The following is a 21337-nucleotide window of genomic DNA, read 5'->3' as shown; positions in this document are numbered from 1 at the left end:
ACCAGCGGGTCCGCCTAGTATCCCCCACCTGCCCGGCGCCGCAGCACGCGGCCGGGAGGTGGGACGGACGGGGGCAGGCGTGGGCGGTGGTGACGGGGTGCCCGCCTGGCGCGCGTGGGCGCCGGGGACGCGGGTCGTCGTGCGCCGCGTGCGGCCCGAGGCGGCACCGGGCGAGCCGCGGCTCACCGACGTGCTGGGCGACGTGCTCACGTCGGACGCCGCGGGGCTGCGCATCCGCACGCGGCACGGCGACGTGGACGTGCCGGCGGCCGACGTCGTGCTCGCGAAGACCGTGCCGCCGCCCCCGGCCCGGCGTGCGCCCCGGGCGGCGGGCGGCGACGGTCCGTCGGGTCAGTCGCCGCCCTGGGCCGGCGGCTGACCCTCGTCCGCCGGCGGCGGGGCGTCGGCCGGGTCGGGGCCGCACACGACCTGGTTCTGCGGCTTGTAGGTCCAGGTCTCCTGCTCGGTCCGCGGTTCGACGCCCTGCGCGCTCTTCGTGCGCGTCACGGTGATGGTGAAGCCGGGGTTGCCCGCGGACTGGGGCTCGCACGTCGGCGACTGGGAGTAGACCGTCGTCGGCTGCACGACGCGCGAGCGCCCGCTCGTCGAGGTCTCCACCGTCCAGTACGGGGTCCCCCAGAGGCGCACGTGCATCTGCCCGTCGGACACCCAGGCCTGCACGAGCGCGCCGTGGGGCGTGTCGTTGGCCCACCGCATGTCGAGCACGCCCGTGAAGATCGTCGCCTCGCGACCGGCCGGGTAGCGGGAGAACCACTCGCTGTGGGGCTTGTGCTCGACGTCGACCATGCCGGCCAGGTAGGCGGCGTTGAACGTCGTGGTGGACACCTGGGACAGCCCGCCGCCCCAGGCGTCGGTGTGCTCGCCGGAGACGATGGCGCCGGCCTCCACGTAGCCGTGCGCGGCGTCGATCGGCCCCAGCGCCTCCGTGAGCGAGAACTCCTCGCCCGGGCGGACGAGCGTGCCGTTGATCTTGGCGGCGCCGTTGGTGATGTTGACCGTGCGGCGCGGCTCGCTGGTCAGCGGTGTCGCGAACTCGGAGACGACCTGCGTCACGCCCAACGCCTCGAGCTCCTGCGCGGACTGCTCCGGGTCGGTCTCGACGAGCTCGACCGCGGCGGTCCGCTCCTCGGCGGTGCTGGCCGCCGTCACCGCCGCCGCCAGCGCCTCGGCGTCCAGGCTCGTGCCGGGCGTCCCCGGCACGACGACCGGCCGGTCGTCGACGAACTCGAAGCGCGCGTCCGCGGCCGGGGTGAGCAGGTCGGGCACCTGCGCCAGGACCGCGTCGGCCAGGGCGGCGCCGTCGAGGTCGAGCACGAGCCCGCCGTCCTGGGGCACCATCCGGGCCGCGGCTGCCAGCGTCGCCGGCTCGAGCACCGCGAGCCGGTCGCGGACCTGCACGGACACGGGCGCGGAGACCAGGGGCTCGGCGACCTCCACGAGCGCGGCCTGCGCCGCCTCGTCGTCCACCGCGGGCTCGACGACCTCCGTCGGCAGCGGCAGCGGCTGCGCGGCGTCCAGCCAGTCCGCGACGAGCACCTCGCGCGCACCGGCCGCGTCGAGGGACCAGCCCTCCGCCGCGTCGGTGCGCTCCGGGGCGCCGTCGACGAACAGCACCGCCCCGTCCACGGGCGCGAGCGCCAGCGGCCCCTCGAGCGCCTCGACGGCCGCCTCCAGCCGGTCCTCGTCGACCGTGGTCACCGGCTCGCGCGCACCGACGCCGACGAGCTGGTACCACAGGTGCGCGGGCTGCAGGAGGTCGAAGCCGGTCAGCGCGTCGACCGTGGCCCGCGCGTCGAGCGTCAGCCCCGCCTCGGCGGGCTGGACCTGGGCCCGCACGTCCTGCGCGGTGACGGCGACCGGCTCGGCCGCACGGTCGGCGAGGCCGTCCTCGAGCGCCCGCACCGCCTCGTCGGCGCCGAGCCCGCCGATGGCGACGCCCGCGACGCTCGCGCCGCGCGGCACCCGGTCGGCCAGCGCCCAGGAGGCGCCGGCGTAGGCGCCGAGCAGCAGCACGGGCACGCCGACGGCGACGAGGGCACGGCGACCACGGCGCGGCGGCCGCTCGGGCTCGAAGGCATCGAGCGGGGACGGCGCCGGTGCCTCGCCCGGCACGCGGTCGAACAGCGGGTGCGCGCCCTCCCCCGGGTCCGCGGAGCCGGTGGGCCGCCAGGACGGGTGCGTGCCGGACGGGGTGCCGGAGGAGGCGACGGCAGGCCCGGCGGCAGGGTCGACGCCGTGGCCGTCCGCGGACGCGCCGTCCGTCGTCGGGTGCTGCGTGCGGTCCTGCATCGTCGGCCTCCTGTCGCGGCGCCCGCCCCCCGGGGGCCGCGCGTCCGCGATCGTACCCAGCCGCGGCGGCGCGGCGGCTGCGCGGGCCGCCACCGCCTCAGGCGATCGGGGGCGCGGACGCCGTCAGCGCACGGGCCGCAGCCGTCCCCGCAGGTGCACGAGGCCGCCGCGCGCCGGGTCGGCCTCCCGGACGGCGACCACCTCCCCCAGCACGACGTCGTGGTCGCCGGCCGGGTGGACCGCGACCGTCCGCAGGTCGAACCAGGCCGCGCCGGAGTCGAGCCACGCGGCGCCGGACCAGGGCGCGCGGTGGTGCGGCACGCGGGCGAGCTGGTCCACCGCGGGGCGCCCCGGCGAGGACAGCCAGTCCGCCTGCGGCGCCGCCCCGTCGTCGAGCACCGTGACGGCCCAGCCCGGCACGTCGTCGAGCGCCTCGCGTAGGCGGCTGTCGGCGTGCACGCAGAGCAGCAGCAGCGGCGGCTCCAGGGAGGCCGACACCACCGACGTCGCCGTCATCGCCTGGTCGTGCCCCCGCCAGCGCACCGTCACGACGACGACGCCGCCCGGGAGCCGGGCCGCCGCGGCGCGCAGCAGCGCCCCCTCCACCGGCGCGGGGACCGCCGGCACCGGGTCCGGCACAAGGTCCGGCACCGGGTCCGGCACCGGGACCCGCTCGGTCACGCCGGATCCCCCGGCCCGGACGGCAGCCCGGGCGGTGCGTCCGGCGCCGTCGCTGCGTCGCGCGGGGGCCGCGGCGTGTCGTCGAACCACGACCGCGGCAGGAACGCCACGGGCACGAGCAGCAGGACCGAGCCCGCCAGCCAGAGGACGCCGCGTTCGTCGCCGGCGGGCATGAGGACGTCCCCACCCGGCCCCTCCTGCGCGAGCAGCACGTTCACCGCCAGCATGGCGGCGCCCGTCCCGAGCAGGCCCGCTCCCCCGGCCAGCGACCGCGCCAGGACGCCGGCGGACACGACGAGGGCGAGCGCGCCGCCGAGGCCCGACGGCCACGAGACCGGCCAGGACACCGGCCAGGACACCCGGTGCACGGCGGAGCCGACGACGCCGACGAGCACGCCGAGCGCGAGGGTGCCGAGCACGCGGCGCAGCGGCGGCAGGGGTCCGGTCACGGCGTGCAGGCTAGTCCCCGCCCCTGCCCGGTGGCGGGCGCGTCCTCGTCGGGCTGTGATGGGGCCAGGGGCCGCGCGCAGGAGCCGGGAGCCACCCGGCCGGGCGGCACGTGCGCGCGCCGGCTGCCGGCGGCGCCTCCCGGAGGGAGCGCGAGGAGATGCTGACGCAGGACGAGGTCCGGACGATCGCGGGCGCCACGGCGGTCGACAGGGACGGGCAGCGGCTCGGGACGGTGGGCCGGGTCTACCTGGACGACGCCACCGGGGACCCGGCGTGGGTGACCGTGCGGACCGGGCGGTTCGGGGACGCGGAGTCCTTCGTCCCGCTGACGGACGCGACGCTGGCGGGCGACGAGCTGCGCCTGGCGCACGACGCCGACCGCGTCGACGGCGCGCCCCGCGTGGAGGTCGACGCCCACCTGACGCTCGAGGAGGAGCGCACGCTGTACGACCACTACGGCGTGGACGACGCCGGCGGGACGGGCGCGACGGCGCCGGTCGCGCGGCCGGGCTCCGGGATGGGGACCGAGGCGGGCACCGACCTGCAGGACCCGGAGGCGCGCACGACGGGCGGCCGCCACGCCGCGACACCGCCCGCCCCCGTGGCCCCGTCGGCGTCGCCCGTGCCCGCGACAGAGCTCACGCAGGCGCCCACGCCGGCGCCGGTCCCCGACGAGGACCTGACGGGACGGGGCCTGTCCGGCACGGTCGCCGGCGAGCCGGGGGCGTACGGCGGCGACCCGCGCCCGGCCGCCGCGGGTCCCGGCCCCTCCGACCTCGACGGCGGGCCGCACGCCGGGTCCACCCACCACGCCCCGACGGCCGGGGACGGCACCGCGGGCCCGGCCGGCGGCCCCGGTACGGCGCCCGTGCCCGGGTACGACCTGGGCGAGGCCGACCGTGGCGAGGCCGGCCGCGGCAGCAGCGACCCCGGCCCCGCGACGGGGGTGCGCCACGCGACGGGGGGTGCGGACGCGGCCGGTGCGCGCACCGCCTGGGACGAGGGTCGCAGCCGGATGCGCCCCTGGTCGTCCGGCGCCTGAGGGTCGCGCCGGGGCCGGACGCGGGTACCGACGACGAGCCCGGCCCGCGCACCGGGAGGACGTGTGACGCACGTCCTCTGGTGCGCGGGCCGCGGCTGCCGATGGGGTGGGCGCACGCCGTCGCCGACGGCCCGAGCCCGAGGGGTGGCCATGGCCCTGGTCCGCTGCACCTGCCTGCGCACGCCCGACGTGCGGTCGATCGTCATCCCGGACCCGACCTGCCCCGCCACCGTGGTCCACGAACGGCTCGCGGAGCCCGTCCGCGCCTGACGGCCGCCCGGCGTCCGCCGGACCGCACGGCCCTCAGGCCGTGGTGACGCGCACGTAGCCCTCCTCGGCGAGCAGGGGCGCCAGCACGTCGTTGCTCAGCGCCCAGCACCCGGCCAGCGGCGCCGGGCCGTCCAGCGCGCGCACCGCCCGCACCTGCGTCGCGTGCGCCCGCAGCGCCGCCAGCACGCGGTCCCGCACGGGCCCGACCGGCACGCGCACGTCCACCCGCTCGTCGTCGACGGCCACGGGCGGGACGGGACCGGCCGGGTCGGGCAGGGTGAGCGCGGCGGACTCGTCGCCCAGCGCGGCCTCCACGGCCGGGTCCGCCAGCGCCGCCCGGCCCGCCCGCAGCTCCCGCTCCCCCTGGGCGGCGTGCAGCACGGTCGGGTGCACGCCGTCGTCCCCGCGCGCCGCGAGCCTCAGCGCGCGGTGCGTCACCGCGTGCGCACGGACGTGGTCCGGGTGCCCGTAGCCGCCCTCGGGGTCGTAGGTGACGACCACCGCCGGCCGGACGGCCCGCAGCAGGCCGGCCAGGCGCCGGGCCGCCTCGTCGAGCGGCACCGCGACGAACGCGCCGGCGGGCACGTCGGCCGTCGCCCCGGCCCGGCCGGACCCCGTCCACACCATGCCGCTGTCCTCGTACCGGGCGGCCGGCTCGTGCGCGACGTCGTCCCCGCCCTCGTCCGCGCCCGCGCCCGCGCCCGACCACGCCGCACGCTCGTCGGGCAGCGTGTCCAGGAAGACCCCGCGCACGCCGAGCGCCGCCCGCGCCGCCGCCAGCTCCCGCTCCCGGTGCGCGGCCAGCGCGGGGCCGTCGCCCTCGAGGTGCGCGAGCGTCTCGCCGATGACCTCCCCGCGCTCCCCGCGCGTGCAGGTGACGACGACGACGTCGCGCCCGGCGGCCGCCCACGTGGCGAGCAGCGCGCCGGTGGCGAGCGTCTCGTCGTCGGGGTGGGCGTGGACGGCGACGAGGCCGCCCGTCGTCCCCTCGGGGGCGCCGGGCGGCCTCGTGCTCATGCCTGTGCTCGTGCGGGCCGCGGGTCAGCCGCGCTTGCTGCGGGCGGTGATGCGCGCGCGCTCGGTCTGGTCGAGGACGACCTTGCGGATGCGCACGATCTCCGGCGTCACCTCGACGCACTCGTCCTCGCGCGCGAACTCCAGCGACTCCTCGAGCGTGAGCTGGCGCGGCGGGACGAGGTTCTCGAAGTTGTCGGCCGTGGAGGACCGCATGTTCGTGAGCTTCTTCTCCTTGGTGATGTTCACGTCCATGTCCTCGTTGCGGCTGTTCTCGCCGACGATCATGCCCTCGTACACCTCCTGCGTGGGCTGCACGAAGAAGGAGCCGCGCTCCTGGAGGTTGATCATGGCGAACGGCGTCGCGGGGCCGGAGCGGTCCGCGACGAGCGAGCCGGACTGGCGCGTCTCGATGGGGCCGGCCCACGGCTCGTAGCCGTGCGAGATCGACGAGGCGATGCCCGTGCCGCGGGTGTCGGTGAGGAACCGGGTGCGGAAGCCGATGAGTCCGCGCGCCGGGACGACGAACTCCATGCGGACCCAGCCGGTGCCGTGGTTCGACATCGTCTCCATGCGGCCCTTGCGCTGCGCGAGGAGCTGCGTGACGGCGCCGAGGTACTCCTCCGGCACGTCGATCGTCATGTGCTCGACCGGCTCGTGGACCTTGCCGTCGATCGTGCGCGTGACCACCTGGGGCTTGCCGACCGTGAGCTCGAAGCCCTCGCGGCGCATCTGCTCGACGAGGATCGCCAGGGCCAGCTCGCCGCGGCCCTGCACCTCCCAGGCGTCGGGGCGGTCGGTGGGGACCACCTTGAGGGACACGTTGCCGATGAGCTCCGCGTCGAGGCGGTCCTTCACCTGGCGGGCCGTGACCTTGTGGCCCTTGCCGCCCTTGCCCGCCAGCGGCGAGGTGTTGATGCCGATGGTCATGGAGATGGCGGGGTCGTCGACGGTGATGAGCGGCAGGGGCCGCGGGTCGTCGGGGTCCGTGAGCGTCTCGCCGATGGTGATGTCGGGGATGCCGGCGACGGCGACGATGTCGCCCGGGCCCGCCTCGCCCTCCATCGGCACCCGCTCGAGCGCCTTCGTCTCGAGCAGCTCGGTGACCCGCACGTTCTGCAGCGTGCCGTCCTGGCGCGCCCACGCGACCGTCTGCCCCTTGCGCAGCGTGCCGTTGAAGAGGCGCAGCAGCGCGAGGCGGCCGAGGAACGGCGAGGCGTCGAGGTTGGTCACGTGCGCCTGCAGCGGCGCGGCCGGGTCGAAGGTCGGCGCGGGGATCTTCTCGAGGATCGTCGCGAACAGCGGCTCGAGGTCGGGGCTGTCCGGCAGGCCGCCGTTCTCGGGCTGCGTGAGCGACGCGCGCCCGACCTTGGCGGCGGCGTAGACCACGGGCACGTCGAGGATGGCGTCGAGGTCGAGGTCCGGGACGTCCTCGTGCAGGTCGGACGCCAGGCCCAGGAGCAGGTCCGTGCTCTCGTGCACGACCTCGTCGATCCGCGCGTCGGGCCGGTCCACCTTGTTGACCAGCAGGATCACGGGGAGCTTGGCGGCCAGCGCCTTGCGCAGCACGAACCGGGTCTGCGGGAGCGGGCCCTCGGACGCGTCGACGAGCAGGACGACGCCGTCGACCATCGACAGGCCGCGCTCGACCTCGCCGCCGAAGTCGGCGTGGCCCGGGGTGTCGATGACGTTGATCGTCACGCCGTCGGGCTGGCCCACCGCGGCCGCCGCGGGTCCGGCGTACCGGATCGCGGTGTTCTTCGCGAGGATCGTGATGCCCTTCTCGCGCTCGAGGTCGCCGGAGTCCATGGCGCGCTCGTCGACGTGGGCGTGCTCGCCGAAGGCGCCGGACTGCCAGAGCATGGCGTCGACGAGCGTGGTCTTGCCGTGGTCGACGTGCGCGACGATCGCGACGTTGCGCAGGTCGGCGCGCACGGAGGAGCCGGCCTGGGGGGCGGCGACGGGCACGGACATGGGTCTACTCATCTCGACGCGGGGAGGCGGTTCGCGCGCGCGGCCGAGGTCCGGCCGCGGCCCGCCGGGGTGCCCGGCGGGGCCGCCGCACCCCCGCGCGAGGGCCGGGGGGCCGGTGCGGTGCGGGGGCGGGACTCGTCGCGGCGACGCTGCGCGGCCCTCATGGTACCGCCGCCCGTCCCCCTGCGCCGATCCCCCGGCGTCGGGCCCCTGCGCGATCTCCTCCCGCGGCCCCTGCCCGGGCCCGCGTGCCCTACAGGCCGGGGATCGGCGGGTGGGCCGCCTCGACCTCCGCCGCCTCGTCGCCGACGTGGTGCCCGTGCCCGCGACGCGGCGCCTCGTCCTCCTCGTCGTGCGCCCCGCCGAGCAGCGCGGCGCGCGCCTCGCGGCGGCGGCGCTGCTCCTCCGGGTCCGGCACGGGCACGGCGGCCAGCAGCCGCTGGGTGTACGGGTCCTGCGGGGCCCGCACCACCTGCTCCGTCGGCCCGACCTCGACGAGCCGGCCGTGGTGCATGACCGCGATCCGGTCGGACAGGATCTCGACCACCGCGAGGTCGTGGCTGATGAACAGGCACGCGAAGCCGTGCTCGCGCTGCAGCTCCTGGAAGATCTCGAGCACGGCCGCCTGGACCGAGACGTCGAGCGCGGACGTCGGCTCGTCGGCGACGAGGAGCTTGGGCTCCAGCGAGAGCGCGCGGGCGATGCCGACGCGCTGGCGCTGGCCGCCCGACAGCTCGTGCGGGTAGCGGTTGCGCATGGCCCGCGGGAGCTGCACCTGGTCGAGCAGGCGCTCGACCTGCGTGCTCAGCTCCTTGCCCGAGACGCCCTTGTGCAGCATGAGCGGCTCGGCGATGGACTCGCCGATCGGCAGGCGCGGGTTGAGCGACGAGCCCGGGTCCTGGAAGACGATGCCGACCTGGCTGCGCAGCGGCCTCAGCGTCTTCGCGGACGCACCGACCATGTCCGTCCCCGCGATCGACAGCGAGCCGCCCGTCACCGGCAGCAGCCCGACGACCGCGCGGCCGATGGTCGTCTTGCCCGACCCCGACTCCCCGACGAGGCCGACGACCTCGCCCTGGCGGATGGTCAGGCTCACCTCGTCGACGGCGCGGAACGCGGGCGTGCGGCCCCGGCCCGGGTACTCGACCACCATGTCCACGGCCTCGAGGACCACGGGCCGCGCATCCCCGGCACCGGCCGCGTGCGCACCGGTGCGCGGGCGCGTCGTCGCCGCCCCGCCGGCGCTCGCGCCCGCGACGTCGGGCGTCGTGGTGGTCCCCGCCCCGGCACCCGCACCGGGGCCCGTGTGGCGGCCGAGGTGCGGCACCGCGTCGAGCAGGCGGCGCGTGTAGGGGTGCTGCGGGTCGCCGAACACCTGGGCCGTCGAGCCCTTCTCGACGACCTCGCCGTCCTTCATCACCATGATCGTGTCGGCCATGTCCGCCACCACGCCCATGTCGTGGGTGATGAGGACGATGCCGCTGTCGAGCCGGTCGCGCAGGCTGCGCATGAGCCCGAGGATCTCGGCCTGGACCGTCACGTCGAGCGCGGTGGTCGGCTCGTCGGCGATGAGCAGCTGCGGGTCGCAGGCCAGCGACTGGGCGATCATCGCGCGCTGCCGCTGCCCGCCGGAGAGCTGGTGCGGGAACGAGCTGAACCGGGTCTCGGGGTCCGGGATCTCGACGAGGCGCAGCAGCTCCAGCGCCCGCTCCTTCGCGGCCCGCGGCCCCATGTCGAAGTGTGCGCGCAGCGTCTCCACGATCTGGAAGCCGATCGTGTAGACGGGGTTCAGGGCCGTCATCGGCTCCTGGAAGATCATCGCGATCTCGCGCCCGCGGATGCGGCGCAGGCGGCTCGTCGACATGCCGAGCAGCTCCCGGTCGCCCAGCCGGGCGCTGCCGCGGGCCCGGCCGTTGGCGGGCAGCAGGCCGAGCAGCGCCATGGACGACTGCGTCTTGCCCGACCCGGACTCGCCGACGATGGCCAGCACCTCGCCCGGGCGCACGTCGTAGCTGACGCCCTTGGCGGCCGGGTACCAGGTGCCGTCGACGTAGAAGTCCACGCCGAGGTCCCGCACGGACAGCACCGGCGCGACGGACGGGGTCGGTGCCGGGACGGAGGAGGTGTCGATGGCCACGGTTCAGTGTCCTCTCCGGTGGTCGCGGCGCCGGGTGGGCGTCGCGCGCACCGTGCTCGTCACGTGCGTCAGCATGGGGGCGTGTCCGACGACCCGGCTCCCGTGCACGTCGCCCGGTCCGCCTACGGCCGGGCGCTGGTGGTCGCGGTGGTGCTGGTGGTCCTGGTGGCGCTCGTCGCGGTGGCCGCCGACGACCCCGGCGGTCTGCGTGTCGCATCCGCGTGGGCGGCGTGGGCCGTGCTGGCGGCGTGGGCCCTGTTCTGGCGCCCGGCGCTGGAGGTGGGCGACGAGCGCGTCGTCGTGCGCAACGTCCTGGCGACCGTCGTCGTGCCCCGCGGCGCCCTGCGCGCGGTGCGCGGGCGGTGGGGCCTGGAGCTCGTGACGGACGGCGGCGTGGTGCCGGTGTGGGCCGCGCCGGGCTCCGCCGCCCTCGGGTCCGCCTCGGGGCGGCGTGGGCCGGCGGACGAGGGCGCCGCCCTGCTGGACCCGCTCGTCGGCCCGCCGGCCGCGGACGTCGCCGCGCCTCCCGTCACCCGACGCGTCCACACCGCCACGGTGGTGGGTCTCGTCGGCCTGCCGGTGCTCGCGGTCCTGCTGGGCGCGACGGCCTGACGGCGCCGCGACGGCAGGGCCGACGGTGCCGGCGGTGGTGGCGCCGCCCGCGGTCACGGGCTGCCGACCCCGGCGCCGCCCGGCAGGCTCGTGCCGCCGGCGGTGCCCGACGTGGGCACGAGGCCGCTGCGCGCGGCCGCACGGTCCATGGCGCGCTGGCTGGGGATCCGCTTCTGGCGCGGGTCGAACGCGTCGCGCAGCCCGTCGCCGATGAAGTTGATGCACAGCGCGATGAGCACGATGAACAGGCCCGGCCACCAGAACAGCCACGGCCGGGTGGCGAAGGCGCTCTGGTAGATGGAGATGAGCTGGCCGAGGGAGACCTCGGGCGGCGTGATGCCGAAGCCGAGGTAGGACAGCGCCGCCTCGAGCAGGATCGCCTGGCTCATGAGCAGGGTGGCGCTGACGATCACCACGCCGATGGCGTTCGGCAGGATGTGCTTGAAGATGATCCGCCGGCTGCTGGACCCGGCGACGCGCGCGGCGTCGACGAACTCCCGCTCGCGCAGCGCCAGGAACTCGCCGCGGACGAGCCGCGCGAGGCTCGGCCAGAGGATGAGGCCGAGGGCCAGCGCGAACAGCACGCCGGAGATGCCGCCCGCCAGCTTCCCGACGACCGCGCCGATGACGATGGTCGGCATGGTGATGACGAGGTCGGTGCTGCGCATGAGCGCGGTGTCGAGGCGCCCGCGGTAGAACCCGGCGAGCGCGCCGACGAGCACGCCGATCGCGGTGGACACCGCGCCCACGACGACGATGACCATGAGGGACGTCTGCACGCCCTTCATCACCTGCGCGAAGATGTCGCGCCCGATCTCGTCCTGGCCCAGCGGGTGCTCCCCGATCGCGAAGCCCTCCCCGCCGAGCCACGTCGGCATCGACAGCGTGGGACGGCCGCCGGGGTTGGTGATGACCGGGTCGGACGCGCCGGTGTACTTCCACCAGCCCGGCACGGGTCCGAACCCGACCGAGGTGAGCGACAGCACGACGATCGCGGCGAGGACGACCATGCCGACGATCGCGCCCTTGTGCCGCAGGAAGCGGCGCCGGACGATCTGCCCCTGCGAGAGGCCGGCGACGTCCTGCAGCTCGATGGCGTTCTCGAGGTGCTCCTGCGCGCCCGCCGGCTCCTGGTTGGGCGTCCTGGGGGTGTCCTGGGTGCTCATGCGTCCAACCGGATCCGGGGGTCGACGACCGCGTAGATGATGTCCGCGACGACGTTGGCGATGATCGCCAGCGCCGCCGTGATGGCGATGTAGGCCATGACGGGCTCGATGTCCGCCTCACCGAGGTTCTGCACGAAGAGCTGGCCCATCCCCGGCCGGCCGAAGATGTTCTCCGTGATGATCGCGCCGCCGATGAGCGTGATGATGTCGATGGGCACGACGGTGGCCAGCGGGATGAGCGTGTTGCGGAACCCGTGCCGGACGACGACGAGCCGCTCCGGCAGGCCCTTGGCCCGGGCGGTGCGGATGTAGTCCTGGTTCATCACCTCGAGCATGCTGGCCCGCGAGTAGCGGGTGTAGGCCGCGAACGAGATGAGGATGAGCGCGATCGTCGGCAGGACGAGGTGCGTGTACGTGTCGAGCAGCCCCACCCAGTAGTTGCCGCCGAGGCTCGGCGTGCGGTCGCCCGTCGTCGCGATGGGCCGTCCCCGCAGGAACTCGAAGTACGCCGGCCACACGCCCATGACCTGGTCGACGATGATGAGCGCCCCGACGACGAAGCCCGTGATCGCGCCGCCGCGCGCCGAGACGCCCTTGTCGGGCCCGGCGAAGGCCACCCCGACCGCCGCGCCGCCGGCCGTGAACGCCGCGACGACCAGCGCGGTCATCCAGTTGCTCTCGTCGTCGGTGGAACGGAAGAAGGCGTCGAGCGGGAAGCTCAGCACGACGCCCAGCACCGCCACGACGATCGCCGCGAGCAGCGCCCGCCGGTTCTGCAGCCCCGCGAAGACGCCCGTCACCGCGACCGCCGTGCCGAGGCCGAACAGCGCGAGCAGCACCGGGCCGATGTGCGGCCGGTCCCACCAGCCCGACACCTGCAGGTACACGAGCAGCCCGCCGGTGGCGACGGCCGCCACGAGCGCCGTCTGCATCCGGCGCCGGACGGAGCCGCCCACCGCCAGGCTCCACAGCCCTGCGCTCAGCAGGGCCACCACCACGATGACGCCCGTGCCGATGACGGGGTCGCGCAGGAAGTCGTTGAAGCCGATCGCGCCCCACTGCTTGAGCAGCACCGCGACGAAGAAGGAGGGCAGCGAGTACAGGAAGAACGAGAGGAAGATGATGATGTAGTCGAAGCTGCTGTACTGCCGCAGGGCCGAGACGATGCCGACGACGACGCCGAGCACGAGCGCCACGAAGGTGGCGGCGGTGACGAGCTGCAGCGTGGAGACGATCGCGGAGGCGACGAGCGAGCTGACCTCCTGGCCGGTGCGCCACTGCGTGCCCAGGTCGCCGGTGGCCACGTTCCCCAGCCACTGGAAGAAGCGGATCACGACGTTCGTGTCGAGCTGCAGCAGCGCGGTGCGCTGGTCGATGAGCTGCTGCTTGTTGGGCGCCGTGCTCTCGCGCAGGTCGGCCAGCGGGTCGATCGCCAGGTCCACCAGGACGTACATGATGAACAGGGCGACCAGGAGGGTCGCCAGGCCCGCGACGAAGCGGCGCCAGAGGAATCTCAGCACGGAAGAGGGACCTCGCTCGTGAGGGGTGCTCGTGAGGGGAGCTGTCGCGTCCGGGGGAGTTTATGCCCCGGCCCTGCCGGCGCCTCGAGACGTGTGACGGTGCGCAGGACGGTGCGCAGGACGGTGCGCAGGACGGTGCGCAGGACGGTGCGCAGCACGGTGCGGGACGGTGCGGCGTCTCCGGACGGTGGTGCGGGGCGCGCACGCGCGAGGGCGCCGGGGGTGGGTGCCCCCCGGCGCCCTCGCGTGCGGTGCTGTCGTGCAGGTCCTGGTGCCCGGCCGCCGTGGCGGCCGGGCCGTCAGGCGAGGGTCAGGCGCCCTCGCCCGGCGTCCAGTTCCAGAAGCCGGCGAAGATCGTCGGCGAGATGGAGATCTTCGAGACGCCGCTGATGGCGGTCGGGTCCCAGGCGGTGACGCCGGGGAACTGGAAGATCGTCACGCCGAACGCGTCCTCGACGAGGAGCGCCTCGATCTCCGTGAGGATCTCGCCCTGACGGTCCTCGTCCGTGGTGACGGCCAGCTCGTCGTACAGGGCGTCCACCTGCGGGTTGGAGTACCCGTAGTAGTTGTTGCCACCACCGGTCTCGTAGTTCGCCTGCGACTCCGTCACGGCGGTCGAGGTGGACTGCCACCCGAACAGCGCCGCGTCGTAGAAGTTCGTCGCGTTGGACAGGTCGGTGCCCCAGTCGGTCTGGACCTGGTAGGGCACGACCTCGAACCCGGCCTGCGTCGCCGAGTCGGCGATGAGCTGGTACTGGTTCTGGCGGCGGACGTTGTCCGGCGCGAAGAGCAGGCGGACCTGGATCGGCGTCGTGACGCCGGCCTGCGCGAGCAGGGCCTGGGCGCCGGCGATGTCGACCTCGCCGTACTGCTCGGTCATGCCGTTGCCCTCGACGATCGGGTCGTAGTTGGGCGAGCCGGGGACCGTCGTGTAGGACGAGCGCAGCTCGGCCTCGGGGTTCAGCGGCGCGATGAGCGTGTCGACGATCTGCTGGCGCGGGATCGTCTTGAGGAACGCCTGGCGCACGAGCTTGGCCTTCTCGGCGTCGCCGCCGTAGGTGGCCGGGTCGAACGGCCCGCCGTTGGCGAACTGCAGGTCGACGTGCTCGTACGTGCCCTCGTCGCCCGTCTGGACCTCGAGGCCCTCGATCGCCTCGAGGGAGGCCAGGACGTCCGCCGTGGACTGCGGGCTGATGAGGTCGAGCTCCCCGTTCTGCAGGGCCTGGACCTGGGCCAGCGGGTCCTCGTTGTAGCGGATCGTCACCGTCTGGATGCCCGCGGCGAGGTCACCGGTGTAGTTCTCGTTCGCCTCGAGCGTCATGTACTGGTTCTCGACGAAGTCGGTCATGACGTACGCGCCGGTCGAGAGGTACAGGCCCGGGTCGTCCGGCAGCGAGGTGTAGTTGAAGTCGGTGCTCCACACCTTCGCGATCTTGCCGAGCGCCTCGAGGTCGTCGTTGACGATGGCGTCCTGGACGGCCTGCGTGGCCTCCGCCGCGTCCTCGATGCCGAGCGCCCGCTGGCCCACGACGTGCGCGGGCAGGTTCGGGCCGGTGAGGCAGGTCTCCCAGTCGGCGAACGGCACCGAGTAGGTGATGGTGAACGTGGAGTCGCCGGTCTCCGGCTTCTCCTCGATGAGCGGGACGCAGGAGGACACGGCGTCGAAGTAGACGCCGGCGTCGACCGCCTCCTGGTTGGTGACGTTGCCCTCGTCGTCGTACTCGGGCTCGACGTTGTTGTACTGCCCGCTCTGGGCCGCCCACTCGAGGAGCATGTCCGTCGGGGTCACGGGGACCTCGTCCGACCACTGCACGCCGTCCGCGAGCGTGTACTCGACCGTCAGCGGGTCCTCGGACGTCACCTCGTACGATCCGAAGGACTCGTCCGGCGTCAGCGCCAGGTCCTGGTCGTAGTAGTTGAACGACGAGGAGATCAGGTACTTCACGATGGCGTTGGCCGTCGCGTTGCCCGTCGCGCTGTTGGCGTTGTACGAGAAGAACGGCTGGTTCCACCCGATGTAGACGGCCGACTCCTGGCTGAGCCCGGCGTCGTCGGCGGGTGCGGTCGCGTCGCCGTCACCGTCGCCGCTGTCGCCCGAGCACGCCGACAGGACGAGCGCGGCGCCCGCCGTCAGCGAGACCGCGGCCGCGGCCCTGCGTGTGATCCTCAATGTTCCTCCTGGGAAGGTGGGGACGTCCCCACTCGGCCCGCACACGGTGTGCGTCCGGGCCACCCCGCGGGTCCGTACCGCCAAGGGGTCAGCGAAACGCTAGTCCGGCGCAATCGGACATACCGGACACCCTTCGTCGCCACGCTGCGATCGTTACCTGATCGAAACTGGTCGGTAAGTTCCAGCATCCGAGATCCGGCAGGGTGAAACATACGCGACACAGGAACGTTACACAGCCCCCGCCGCGCCGCGTCGCACGGCCGTCCCGACCGCGAGCGCCCGGGGCCCCTCGGCCACGCGCTCGACCTCGTCGAGGAGCCGGGCCACGGCGTCCGTCGGCGCGGACGAGTCGACGCGGGCGGACCAGACGATGCCGGTCGACGCCCAGGCGGGCGTGGCGAAGGAGCCCGTCGCCACCACGTGCACCCCGTCGACCGGGAGGCCGGCCCGCTGCGCCTCCCGGTGCACGTCGTTGAGGACGCAGACGGCGACGGCCAGGAGCAGCACGTGCGCCCCCGTCAACGACCCACGGACGGCGACCCCGCCGGGCGTCCACGCGTGCGGCAGCACGGCGAGCGGGTCGGCCAGGCGGTCGCGGGCCGTCCCCGAGGCCACCTCCACCTCGAACGGCCCGGCGGTCCCGAGGACGTCCCCCGCGCCGGTGCCCGAGGCGTCCCCCGCGGCGCTCACCGGGGCGCCGCGCGGCGCCGGTCGTGCTCCCACGTCGTCCGTCCTCGCACGGCGGCTCCCGGTCGTCGTCGTCCGGTGAACGGCGCCCGCGGCCCTGCCCCGCCCGCCCCTCGGTCCTGCCCGACGAGCCGGCCGCGTCCGGCGCTGATCACCCTGGCCGCAGCAGCGTGGCGCGGCCCGACCCGTCCCGCCTCCCGAGGAGCCGGACCGTGCCCCACGGCCGCCGACGCGCGGGTCACACGTTGAAGCGGAACTCCACGACGTCGCCGTCGGCCATGACGTAGTCCTTGCCCTCGATGCGCGCCTTGCCGGCGGCGCGCGCGGCGGCCACGGACCCGGCGGCGACGAGGTCGTCGAAGGAGACGACCTCGGCCTTGATGAAGCCCTTCTGGAAGTCCGTGTGGATGACGCCCGCGGCCTGCGGAGCCGTCCAGCCCTGGCGGATGGTCCAGGCGCGCGACTCCTTGGGGCCCGCCGTCAGGTAGGTCTGCAGGCCGAGGGTGTGGAAGCCGACGCGCGCGAGCTGGTCGAGGCCCGACTCGCTCTGGCCCGTCTCGGCGAGCATCTCCCGCGCCTCGTCCTCGTCGAGCTCGACGAGCTCGGACTCGAGCTTGGCGTCGAGGAAGATCGCGTCCGCGGGGGCCACGAGGGCGCGCAGCCGCTCCTGCATGGCCGTGTCCGCCAGGCCCTCGTCGTCGGTGTTGAAGACGTAGATGAAGGGCTTGGCCGTCATGAGGCCGAGCGGGGCGATCTCGGCCAGGTCCAGCCCGGCGGCCGCCGCACCCTGGGACAGCGGCGTGCCGGCCGCCAGGATCTCCTGGGCCTTCTGCGCGGCGGCCAGGAGCGCCGGCTCCGCCTTCCTGGCCCGCACCTCCTTCTCCAGGCGCGGTACCGCCCGCTCGACGGTCTCGAGGTCGGCCAGGACGAGCTCGGTCGCGATCGTCTCGATGTCGTCCTCGGGGTCGACCGCCCCGTTGACGTGCACGACGTCCGGGTCGGCGAAGGCGCGGGTCACCTGGCAGATGGCGTCCGCCTCGCGGATGGTCGCCAGGAACTTGTTGCCCAGGCCCTCCCCCGTGCTCGCGCCCTTGACGATGCCGGCGATGTCGACGAAGGACACGGTCGCGGGCAGGACGCGCTCGGAGCCGAAGATCTCCGCCAGCGTGGCCAGCCGCGGGTCCGGCAGGGGGACGACCCCGACGTTGGGCTCGATCGTCGCGAACGGGTAGTTCGCGGCGAGCACCTGCGCGCGGGTCAGGGCGTTGAAGAGGGTGGACTTGCCGACGTTGGGCAGTCCGACGATGCCGATGGTGAGGGCCACGTCGCACCAGTCTAGGGACCGTCCGCCGGGCGACCGCTCAGCGCATGGTCACCAGCGCCTGCAGCAGGCGCGGCGCGCGCCGGTCCAGCAGGTGCCCGCCCCACCGCACGCCGACGACGAGCAGCAGCCCGCCCAGCACGGCCCCCACGAGGAGCGCGACCCAGCCGAGCGGCGCGGAGGACCACGCGACGGCCAGCACGGCGAGCACGAGCTCGGGCGCGGCGAGCACGAGGCCCACCGTCATGCCGCCGAGCTGGGAGACCACCGCCGCCAGAGAGGCGCCCTGCCGCGTGGTGAACGCGCTCTCCCCCGCCTGCTGCACGCGCGTGACGAGCAGCGCCGAGACCACGCTCGCCACGCCGAGCGCGGTGAGGCACGTGCCGAGCGCGGCGCCGAGCACGGCCGGCAGGTGCCGCGCCGAGCCCGTGAGCAGCGCGACGACGACGGCCAGGACGACGAGCAGCGGCACGAGCAGCAGCCCGACGCCCAGCACGCGCCCGGCGCGGTCGTCGCGCCCGCGCAGGCCGGCGGACACGTGCAGCCAGAACGCCGTGCCGTCGAAGGAGACGTCCTGGCTGACGGACCAGCCGAGCAGGAACGCCGCGAGCGGCACGGTCGCGAGGACGCCGTACGCGCCCGCGCCGAACGCCCACAGCACGACGGGCAGGACGGGCACGACGAGCACGGACAGCGCGTAGCGCGGGTCGCGCCGCCAGTAGGTCAGGCACCGTGCCGCCACGGCCCACGTCGGCGTGGCGGGCAGGCGGCCGAGCAGGCCCAGCCCGCGGGCGACCGCGCCGGCGGGGGCCGAGGCGGCGGGGCGCACGAGGGCGTGGGCCATGGCGCGGTCCCACACGACGGTCAGCACCGCGACGGCCGCCGCCAGGACGAGCAGGCGCGCGGCGGCGGTGCCCCACCGCCCCTGGGCGGCGTCGGCCGGCGCCGCCCATGCGGCGCCGAACGGCGTCCAGGCGAGGACCGCCGCGAGGTCGGCCAGCAGGCCCCGCAGGCCCGCGACGTCCACGCCCTCCCCCAGCCCCTGCGTGAGGCGGCCGAAGCCGATGTACACGCCGACGGCCAGCACCACGGCGACGACGCCCACGACCTCCCGCGAGCGCCGGCCCGACAGCGCGGGGGCCAGCGCGGTCGTCGTCGCCCGCGAGCCGACCACGCACAGCGCCACGGCCAGCACCGCGCCCACGGCCGCGACGGGCAGGGCCTGCGGCTGCCGCCACCACACCACCACGGACGCCGCCACGGTGACCACGGTCACGAACCCCGGCACCCCGACCAGACCCGCCAGCGCCAGGCCGGCCAGCAGCTGCCGGCGCGGCACGGGGAACAGGGTGAACCGCGCCGGGTCCAGCGTGGCGTCCACCCCGAAGGCGACGAGCGGCAGCAGCGCCCAGCCGAGCACGAGCAGCGCCCCGCCGGCGACGAGCACGTCCCGCCGCAGCCCCACGTCCTCCACCACCGCGAGCCCGGCGATGCCGGCCAGCACGAGGACGAGCGCGACGAGGCCGTAGAGCAGCGCGAGCAGCAGCCCGACGACCTGCCAGGGGCTGCGCCGCAACCCGTTGCGCAGCAGGAGGAGCTTGAGCCTCAGGAGGTGCGCAACCACGCCAGGCCCTCCCCGTGCACGCGGCCGCCGACGAGGTCGACGAACCGGTCCTCGAGGCTGGCGCCGGCGCGGACCTCGTCGACCGTGCCTGCGGCGAGCACACGGCCGGCGGCGACGACGGCCACGTGGTCGCACATCCGCTGGACGAGGTCCATCACGTGCGACGAGACGATGACCGTGCCGCCGGTGGCGACGTAGCCGTGCAGGATGTCGCGGATGTTGGCCGCCGAGACGGGGTCGACCGCCTCGAACGGCTCGTCGAGGACGAGCAGGCGGGGCGCGTGGACGAGCGCGCACGCGAGGGTGATCTTCTTCGTCATGCCCGCCGAGTAGTCGACGACGAGCGTGTCGGCGTCCGCCGTGAGGTCGAAGGCACGCAGCAGGTCCGCGGTCCGCTCGGCCACGGTCGGGCGGTCCATGCCGCGCAGGAGGCCCGCGTACGTGACGAGCTGCGCGCCGGTGAGCCGGTCGAACAGCCGCACGCCGTCCGGCAGCACGCCGAGCAGCGCCTTCGTCCCCAGCGGGTCGGCCCACAGGTCCCGCCCGGCGACGAGGACCTGCCCGGCGTCCGGCACGAGCAGCCCCGTGGCCATCGACAGCGTCGTCGTCTTGCCCGCGCCGTTGGGCCCGACGAGGCCGTAGAAGGACCCGGCCGGCACGACGAGGTCGATCCCGGCGACCGCCACCTTGTCCCCGAACCGCTTCCACAGGCCGCGCACCTCGAGCGCCGCGCCCGGGGTCGGCGGGGGTGGGGGCACGGGGGGCACCGGGGGCACCGCGCCGGGGACGCCGGGCGGCGGGGCGGAGGTCATGACGGCCACCCTAGGGCGGGGCCGGGGGCCGCCGTGGCGCGTCGGCGCGGTCGTGTCGGTGGGTGCTGCGAGGGTGCGGTCGTGCAGACGGCGACGGTGGTGGCGGTGCTGGTGGGCGCGGTGGTCGCGCTCCTCGCGGGGGTCGCGCTCGGGTACGTCCTCGGGCGCGCGCGGGCCGAGCGGGAGGGGGCGGCGCGCCTGGCGCGCGCCGAGGTGGAGGCGGCCCGCGCCCGTGAGCGCCGGGAGGCGGAGCGCGAGGCGGCGCGGGCGGAGCAGGAGCGGCACGCGGCGGAGACGGCCGTGCTGGGCGACCGGTTCCGGGACGTGGCCTCCGACGTGCTGGCGACCGCGTCCGAGCAGTTCCTCGTCCTGGCGCAGCAGCGGCTCGCCGCCGGGCACCAGCTCCAGGCGGGCGAGCTGGCGGAGCGCGAGCGGGCGGTCGCGGCGCTCGTGGACCCCCTGGCGGGCACGCTCGAGCGGGTGCGCGCCCAGCTCGCCGCCGCCGAGCAGGACCGGGCCGCGGGCCAGGCCGCGCTGGGTGAGCAGGTGCGGGCCCTGCGCGAGCAGGCGGAGGGTCTGCGCACGGAGACCGGGCGGCTGTCGACGGCCCTGCGCTCCTCGCAGGTGCGCGGGCGGTGGGGCGAGGTGCAGCTGCGCCGCGTCGTGGAGGCGGCCGGGATGCTCGCGCACGTCGACTTCGTCGAGCAGCAACGGGTGGTCACCGACGACGGCGTGCAGCGGCCCGACCTCGTCGTTCACCTGTCGGGCGGCCGGCACGTCGTCGTCGACGCCAAGGTCGCGTTCCTCGGCTACCTGGAGGCCGTGGAGGCGGCCGACGAGGGGACGCGGCGCCGACGGCTGGCCGCCCACGCCCGGCACCTGCGCGCGCACGTCGACGGCCTGGCGGCGAAGCGGTACTGGGAGGGCGTCGCGCCGGCGCCGGAGTTCGTCGTGCTGTTCGTGCCGGCCGAGCCGTTCCTGCTCGCCGCGCTCGAGGAGGACCCCGGACTCATGGAGCACGCGTTCGACCGGGACGTCGTCATCGCGACGCCCGCCACGCTGCTGGCCCTGCTGCGGACCGTCGCGTACGCCTGGAAGCAGGACGCGGTCGCGGCCAACGCGCAGGCGGTGCTCCAGCTCGGCACGGAGCTGCACGGGCGCCTCGCGACGCTCGGGGGCCACCTGGGGCGGCTGGGCCGCTCGCTGGAGCAGGCGGCGTCCGCCTACAACCGGACCGTGGCCTCGCTGGAGACGCGCGTCCTCGTCACGGCGCGCCGCTTCACCGACCTCGGCGTCGCGCACGAGCCGCTGGCGGCGCCGGCGCCGGTCGACCCGCGGCTGCACGCCCTGTCCGCGCCCGAGCTGCTCGAGGCCGCGCTCGCCGAGCCCGACGACGCGGGCCCTGACCGTGGCGGGTGGGGCCCGCGCGACACGGCGGCGCTCGACGCGGCGACGCCCGACGCGGCGCGCGAGCCGCAGGACGGCCACCCTCGCGCCGCGGGCGCGTAGTCGCGCGCGGCGGGGAGCCTCGGGACGTCGCCGCCGGC

Annotated in this window: 17 protein-coding genes; 4 read left to right on the top strand and 13 right to left on the bottom strand. The window is 75.5% G+C overall.

The genetic code is table 11. From position 1 onward, the window contains the following. The first annotated feature begins 79 nt into the window (after window positions 1-79). Window positions 80-379 (top strand): putative acetyltransferase, encoded by a 300-nt coding sequence (locus BM048_RS12550; protein WP_239078749.1) that lies wholly within the window; start codon window positions 80-82, stop codon window positions 377-379. On the opposite strand, the gene BM048_RS12545 is transcribed toward BM048_RS12550, so the two are convergent. The 3 genes from BM048_RS12545 to BM048_RS12535 all read right to left on the bottom strand — a co-directional run bounded on the left by BM048_RS12545 (window position 352) and on the right by BM048_RS12535 (window position 3440). After that, window positions 352-2310 (bottom strand): VanW family protein, encoded by a 1959-nt coding sequence (locus BM048_RS12545; protein ID WP_090033543.1) that lies wholly within the window; start codon window positions 2308-2310, stop codon window positions 352-354. The genes BM048_RS12550 and BM048_RS12545 overlap by 28 nt on opposite strands. Window positions 2311-2433: 123 nt before the next feature. Then, a complete protein-coding gene (locus tag BM048_RS12540) occupies window positions 2434-2991 on the bottom strand; it encodes a flavin reductase family protein (RefSeq protein ID WP_239078748.1) in 558 nt (185 codons plus the stop codon). After that, window positions 2988-3440, bottom strand: a complete 453-nt coding sequence (locus BM048_RS12535) for a hypothetical protein (protein ID WP_090033541.1) — start codon at window positions 3438-3440, stop codon at window positions 2988-2990. The genes BM048_RS12540 and BM048_RS12535 overlap by 4 nt, the downstream gene beginning before the upstream one ends. A gap of 158 nt (window positions 3441-3598) precedes the next feature. Between BM048_RS12535 and BM048_RS12530 the strand changes: the two genes are divergently transcribed. Next, complete coding sequence (locus tag BM048_RS12530; RefSeq protein ID WP_139224447.1) at window positions 3599-4483, top strand: PRC-barrel domain-containing protein; 885 nt, start codon at window positions 3599-3601, stop codon at window positions 4481-4483. A 303-nt stretch (window positions 4484-4786) separates the two neighbouring features. Here the strand turns inward: BM048_RS12530 and BM048_RS12525 are convergent, their stop codons facing one another. The 3 genes from BM048_RS12525 to BM048_RS12515 form a co-directional block, all read right to left on the bottom strand. Next, window positions 4787-5770, bottom strand: a complete 984-nt coding sequence (locus BM048_RS12525; RefSeq protein ID WP_090033539.1) for a PIG-L family deacetylase — start codon at window positions 5768-5770, stop codon at window positions 4787-4789. Between the two features lie 24 nt (window positions 5771-5794). Further along, on the bottom strand, window positions 5795-7741 hold the full coding sequence (gene typA / locus BM048_RS12520; RefSeq protein WP_090033537.1) for a translational GTPase TypA: 1947 nt from the start codon (window positions 7739-7741) through the stop codon (window positions 5795-5797). 253 nt (window positions 7742-7994) lie between these two features. Continuing rightward, window positions 7995-9878, bottom strand: a complete 1884-nt coding sequence (locus BM048_RS12515) for an ABC transporter ATP-binding protein (protein ID WP_175499537.1) — start codon at window positions 9876-9878, stop codon at window positions 7995-7997. 81 nt (window positions 9879-9959) lie between these two features. Between BM048_RS12515 and BM048_RS12510 the strand changes: the two genes are divergently transcribed. After that, window positions 9960-10490, top strand: coding sequence for a PH domain-containing protein (locus BM048_RS12510; protein ID WP_090033536.1), 531 nt, complete (start codon window positions 9960-9962; stop codon window positions 10488-10490). Window positions 10491-10543: 53 nt separating this feature from the next. On the opposite strand, the gene BM048_RS12505 is transcribed toward BM048_RS12510, so the two are convergent. The 7 genes from BM048_RS12505 to BM048_RS12475 all read right to left on the bottom strand — a co-directional run bounded on the left by BM048_RS12505 (window position 10544) and on the right by BM048_RS12475 (window position 19790). Further along, on the bottom strand, window positions 10544-11656 hold the full coding sequence (locus tag BM048_RS12505; protein ID WP_090033534.1) for an ABC transporter permease: 1113 nt from the start codon (window positions 11654-11656) through the stop codon (window positions 10544-10546). After that, a complete protein-coding gene (locus tag BM048_RS12500) occupies window positions 11653-13176 on the bottom strand; it encodes an ABC transporter permease (protein WP_090033532.1) in 1524 nt (507 codons plus the stop codon). Before BM048_RS12500 ends, BM048_RS12505 begins: the two co-directional genes overlap by 4 nt. Before the next feature lie 310 nt (window positions 13177-13486). Continuing rightward, window positions 13487-15346 (bottom strand): ABC transporter family substrate-binding protein, encoded by a 1860-nt coding sequence (locus BM048_RS12495; protein WP_090033530.1) that lies wholly within the window; start codon window positions 15344-15346, stop codon window positions 13487-13489. Between the two features lie 228 nt (window positions 15347-15574). After that, a complete protein-coding gene (locus BM048_RS12490; RefSeq protein WP_239078747.1) occupies window positions 15575-16069 on the bottom strand; it encodes an OsmC family protein in 495 nt (164 codons plus the stop codon). A 202-nt stretch (window positions 16070-16271) separates the two neighbouring features. Then, the gene (gene ychF / locus BM048_RS12485; RefSeq protein ID WP_090033529.1) at window positions 16272-17357 is read right to left on the bottom strand and encodes a redox-regulated ATPase YchF; all 1086 of its coding nucleotides are present in this window, start codon (window positions 17355-17357) and stop codon (window positions 16272-16274) included. A 37-nt stretch (window positions 17358-17394) separates the two neighbouring features. After that, a complete protein-coding gene (locus BM048_RS12480; protein WP_090033528.1) occupies window positions 17395-18978 on the bottom strand; it encodes a hypothetical protein in 1584 nt (527 codons plus the stop codon). Further along, window positions 18960-19790: an ABC transporter ATP-binding protein gene (locus BM048_RS12475; protein WP_090033648.1), complete on the bottom strand. Its 831-nt coding sequence runs from the start codon at window positions 19788-19790 to the stop codon at window positions 18960-18962. Before BM048_RS12475 ends, BM048_RS12480 begins: the two co-directional genes overlap by 19 nt. 81 nt (window positions 19791-19871) lie before the next feature. Between BM048_RS12475 and BM048_RS12470 the strand changes: the two genes are divergently transcribed. Beyond that, window positions 19872-21299 (top strand): DNA recombination protein RmuC, encoded by a 1428-nt coding sequence (locus BM048_RS12470; RefSeq protein ID WP_239078746.1) that lies wholly within the window; start codon window positions 19872-19874, stop codon window positions 21297-21299. Window positions 21300-21337 lie beyond the last annotated feature (38 nt).

Origin of the sequence: Cellulomonas marina (assembly GCF_900111925.1) — a bacterium.
GTDB lineage: Bacteria > Actinomycetota > Actinomycetes > Actinomycetales > Cellulomonadaceae > Cellulomonas > Cellulomonas marina.
The sequence above is the reverse complement of the archived record's forward strand: the minus strand, read 5'-3'. Positions and strand labels throughout refer to the sequence as shown.

What these genes read in the sequence shown, in the direction of transcription:
- BM048_RS12530 (WP_139224447.1), top strand. Translation starts at nt 3,599, where the DNA reads ATGCTGACGCAGGACGAGGTCCGGACGATCGCGGGCGCCACGGCGGTC.
- BM048_RS12525 (WP_090033539.1), bottom strand. Translation starts at nt 5,770, where the DNA reads ATGAGCACGAGGCCGCCCGGCGCCCCCGAGGGGACGACGGGCGGCCTC.
- typA (WP_090033537.1), bottom strand. Translation starts at nt 7,741, where the DNA reads ATGTCCGTGCCCGTCGCCGCCCCCCAGGCCGGCTCCTCCGTGCGCGCC.
- BM048_RS12475 (WP_090033648.1), bottom strand. Translation starts at nt 19,790, where the DNA reads ATGACCTCCGCCCCGCCGCCCGGCGTCCCCGGCGCGGTGCCCCCGGTG.
- BM048_RS12505 (WP_090033534.1), bottom strand. Translation starts at nt 11,656, where the DNA reads ATGAGCACCCAGGACACCCCCAGGACGCCCAACCAGGAGCCGGCGGGC.
- BM048_RS12545 (WP_090033543.1), bottom strand. Translation starts at nt 2,310, where the DNA reads ATGCAGGACCGCACGCAGCACCCGACGACGGACGGCGCGTCCGCGGAC.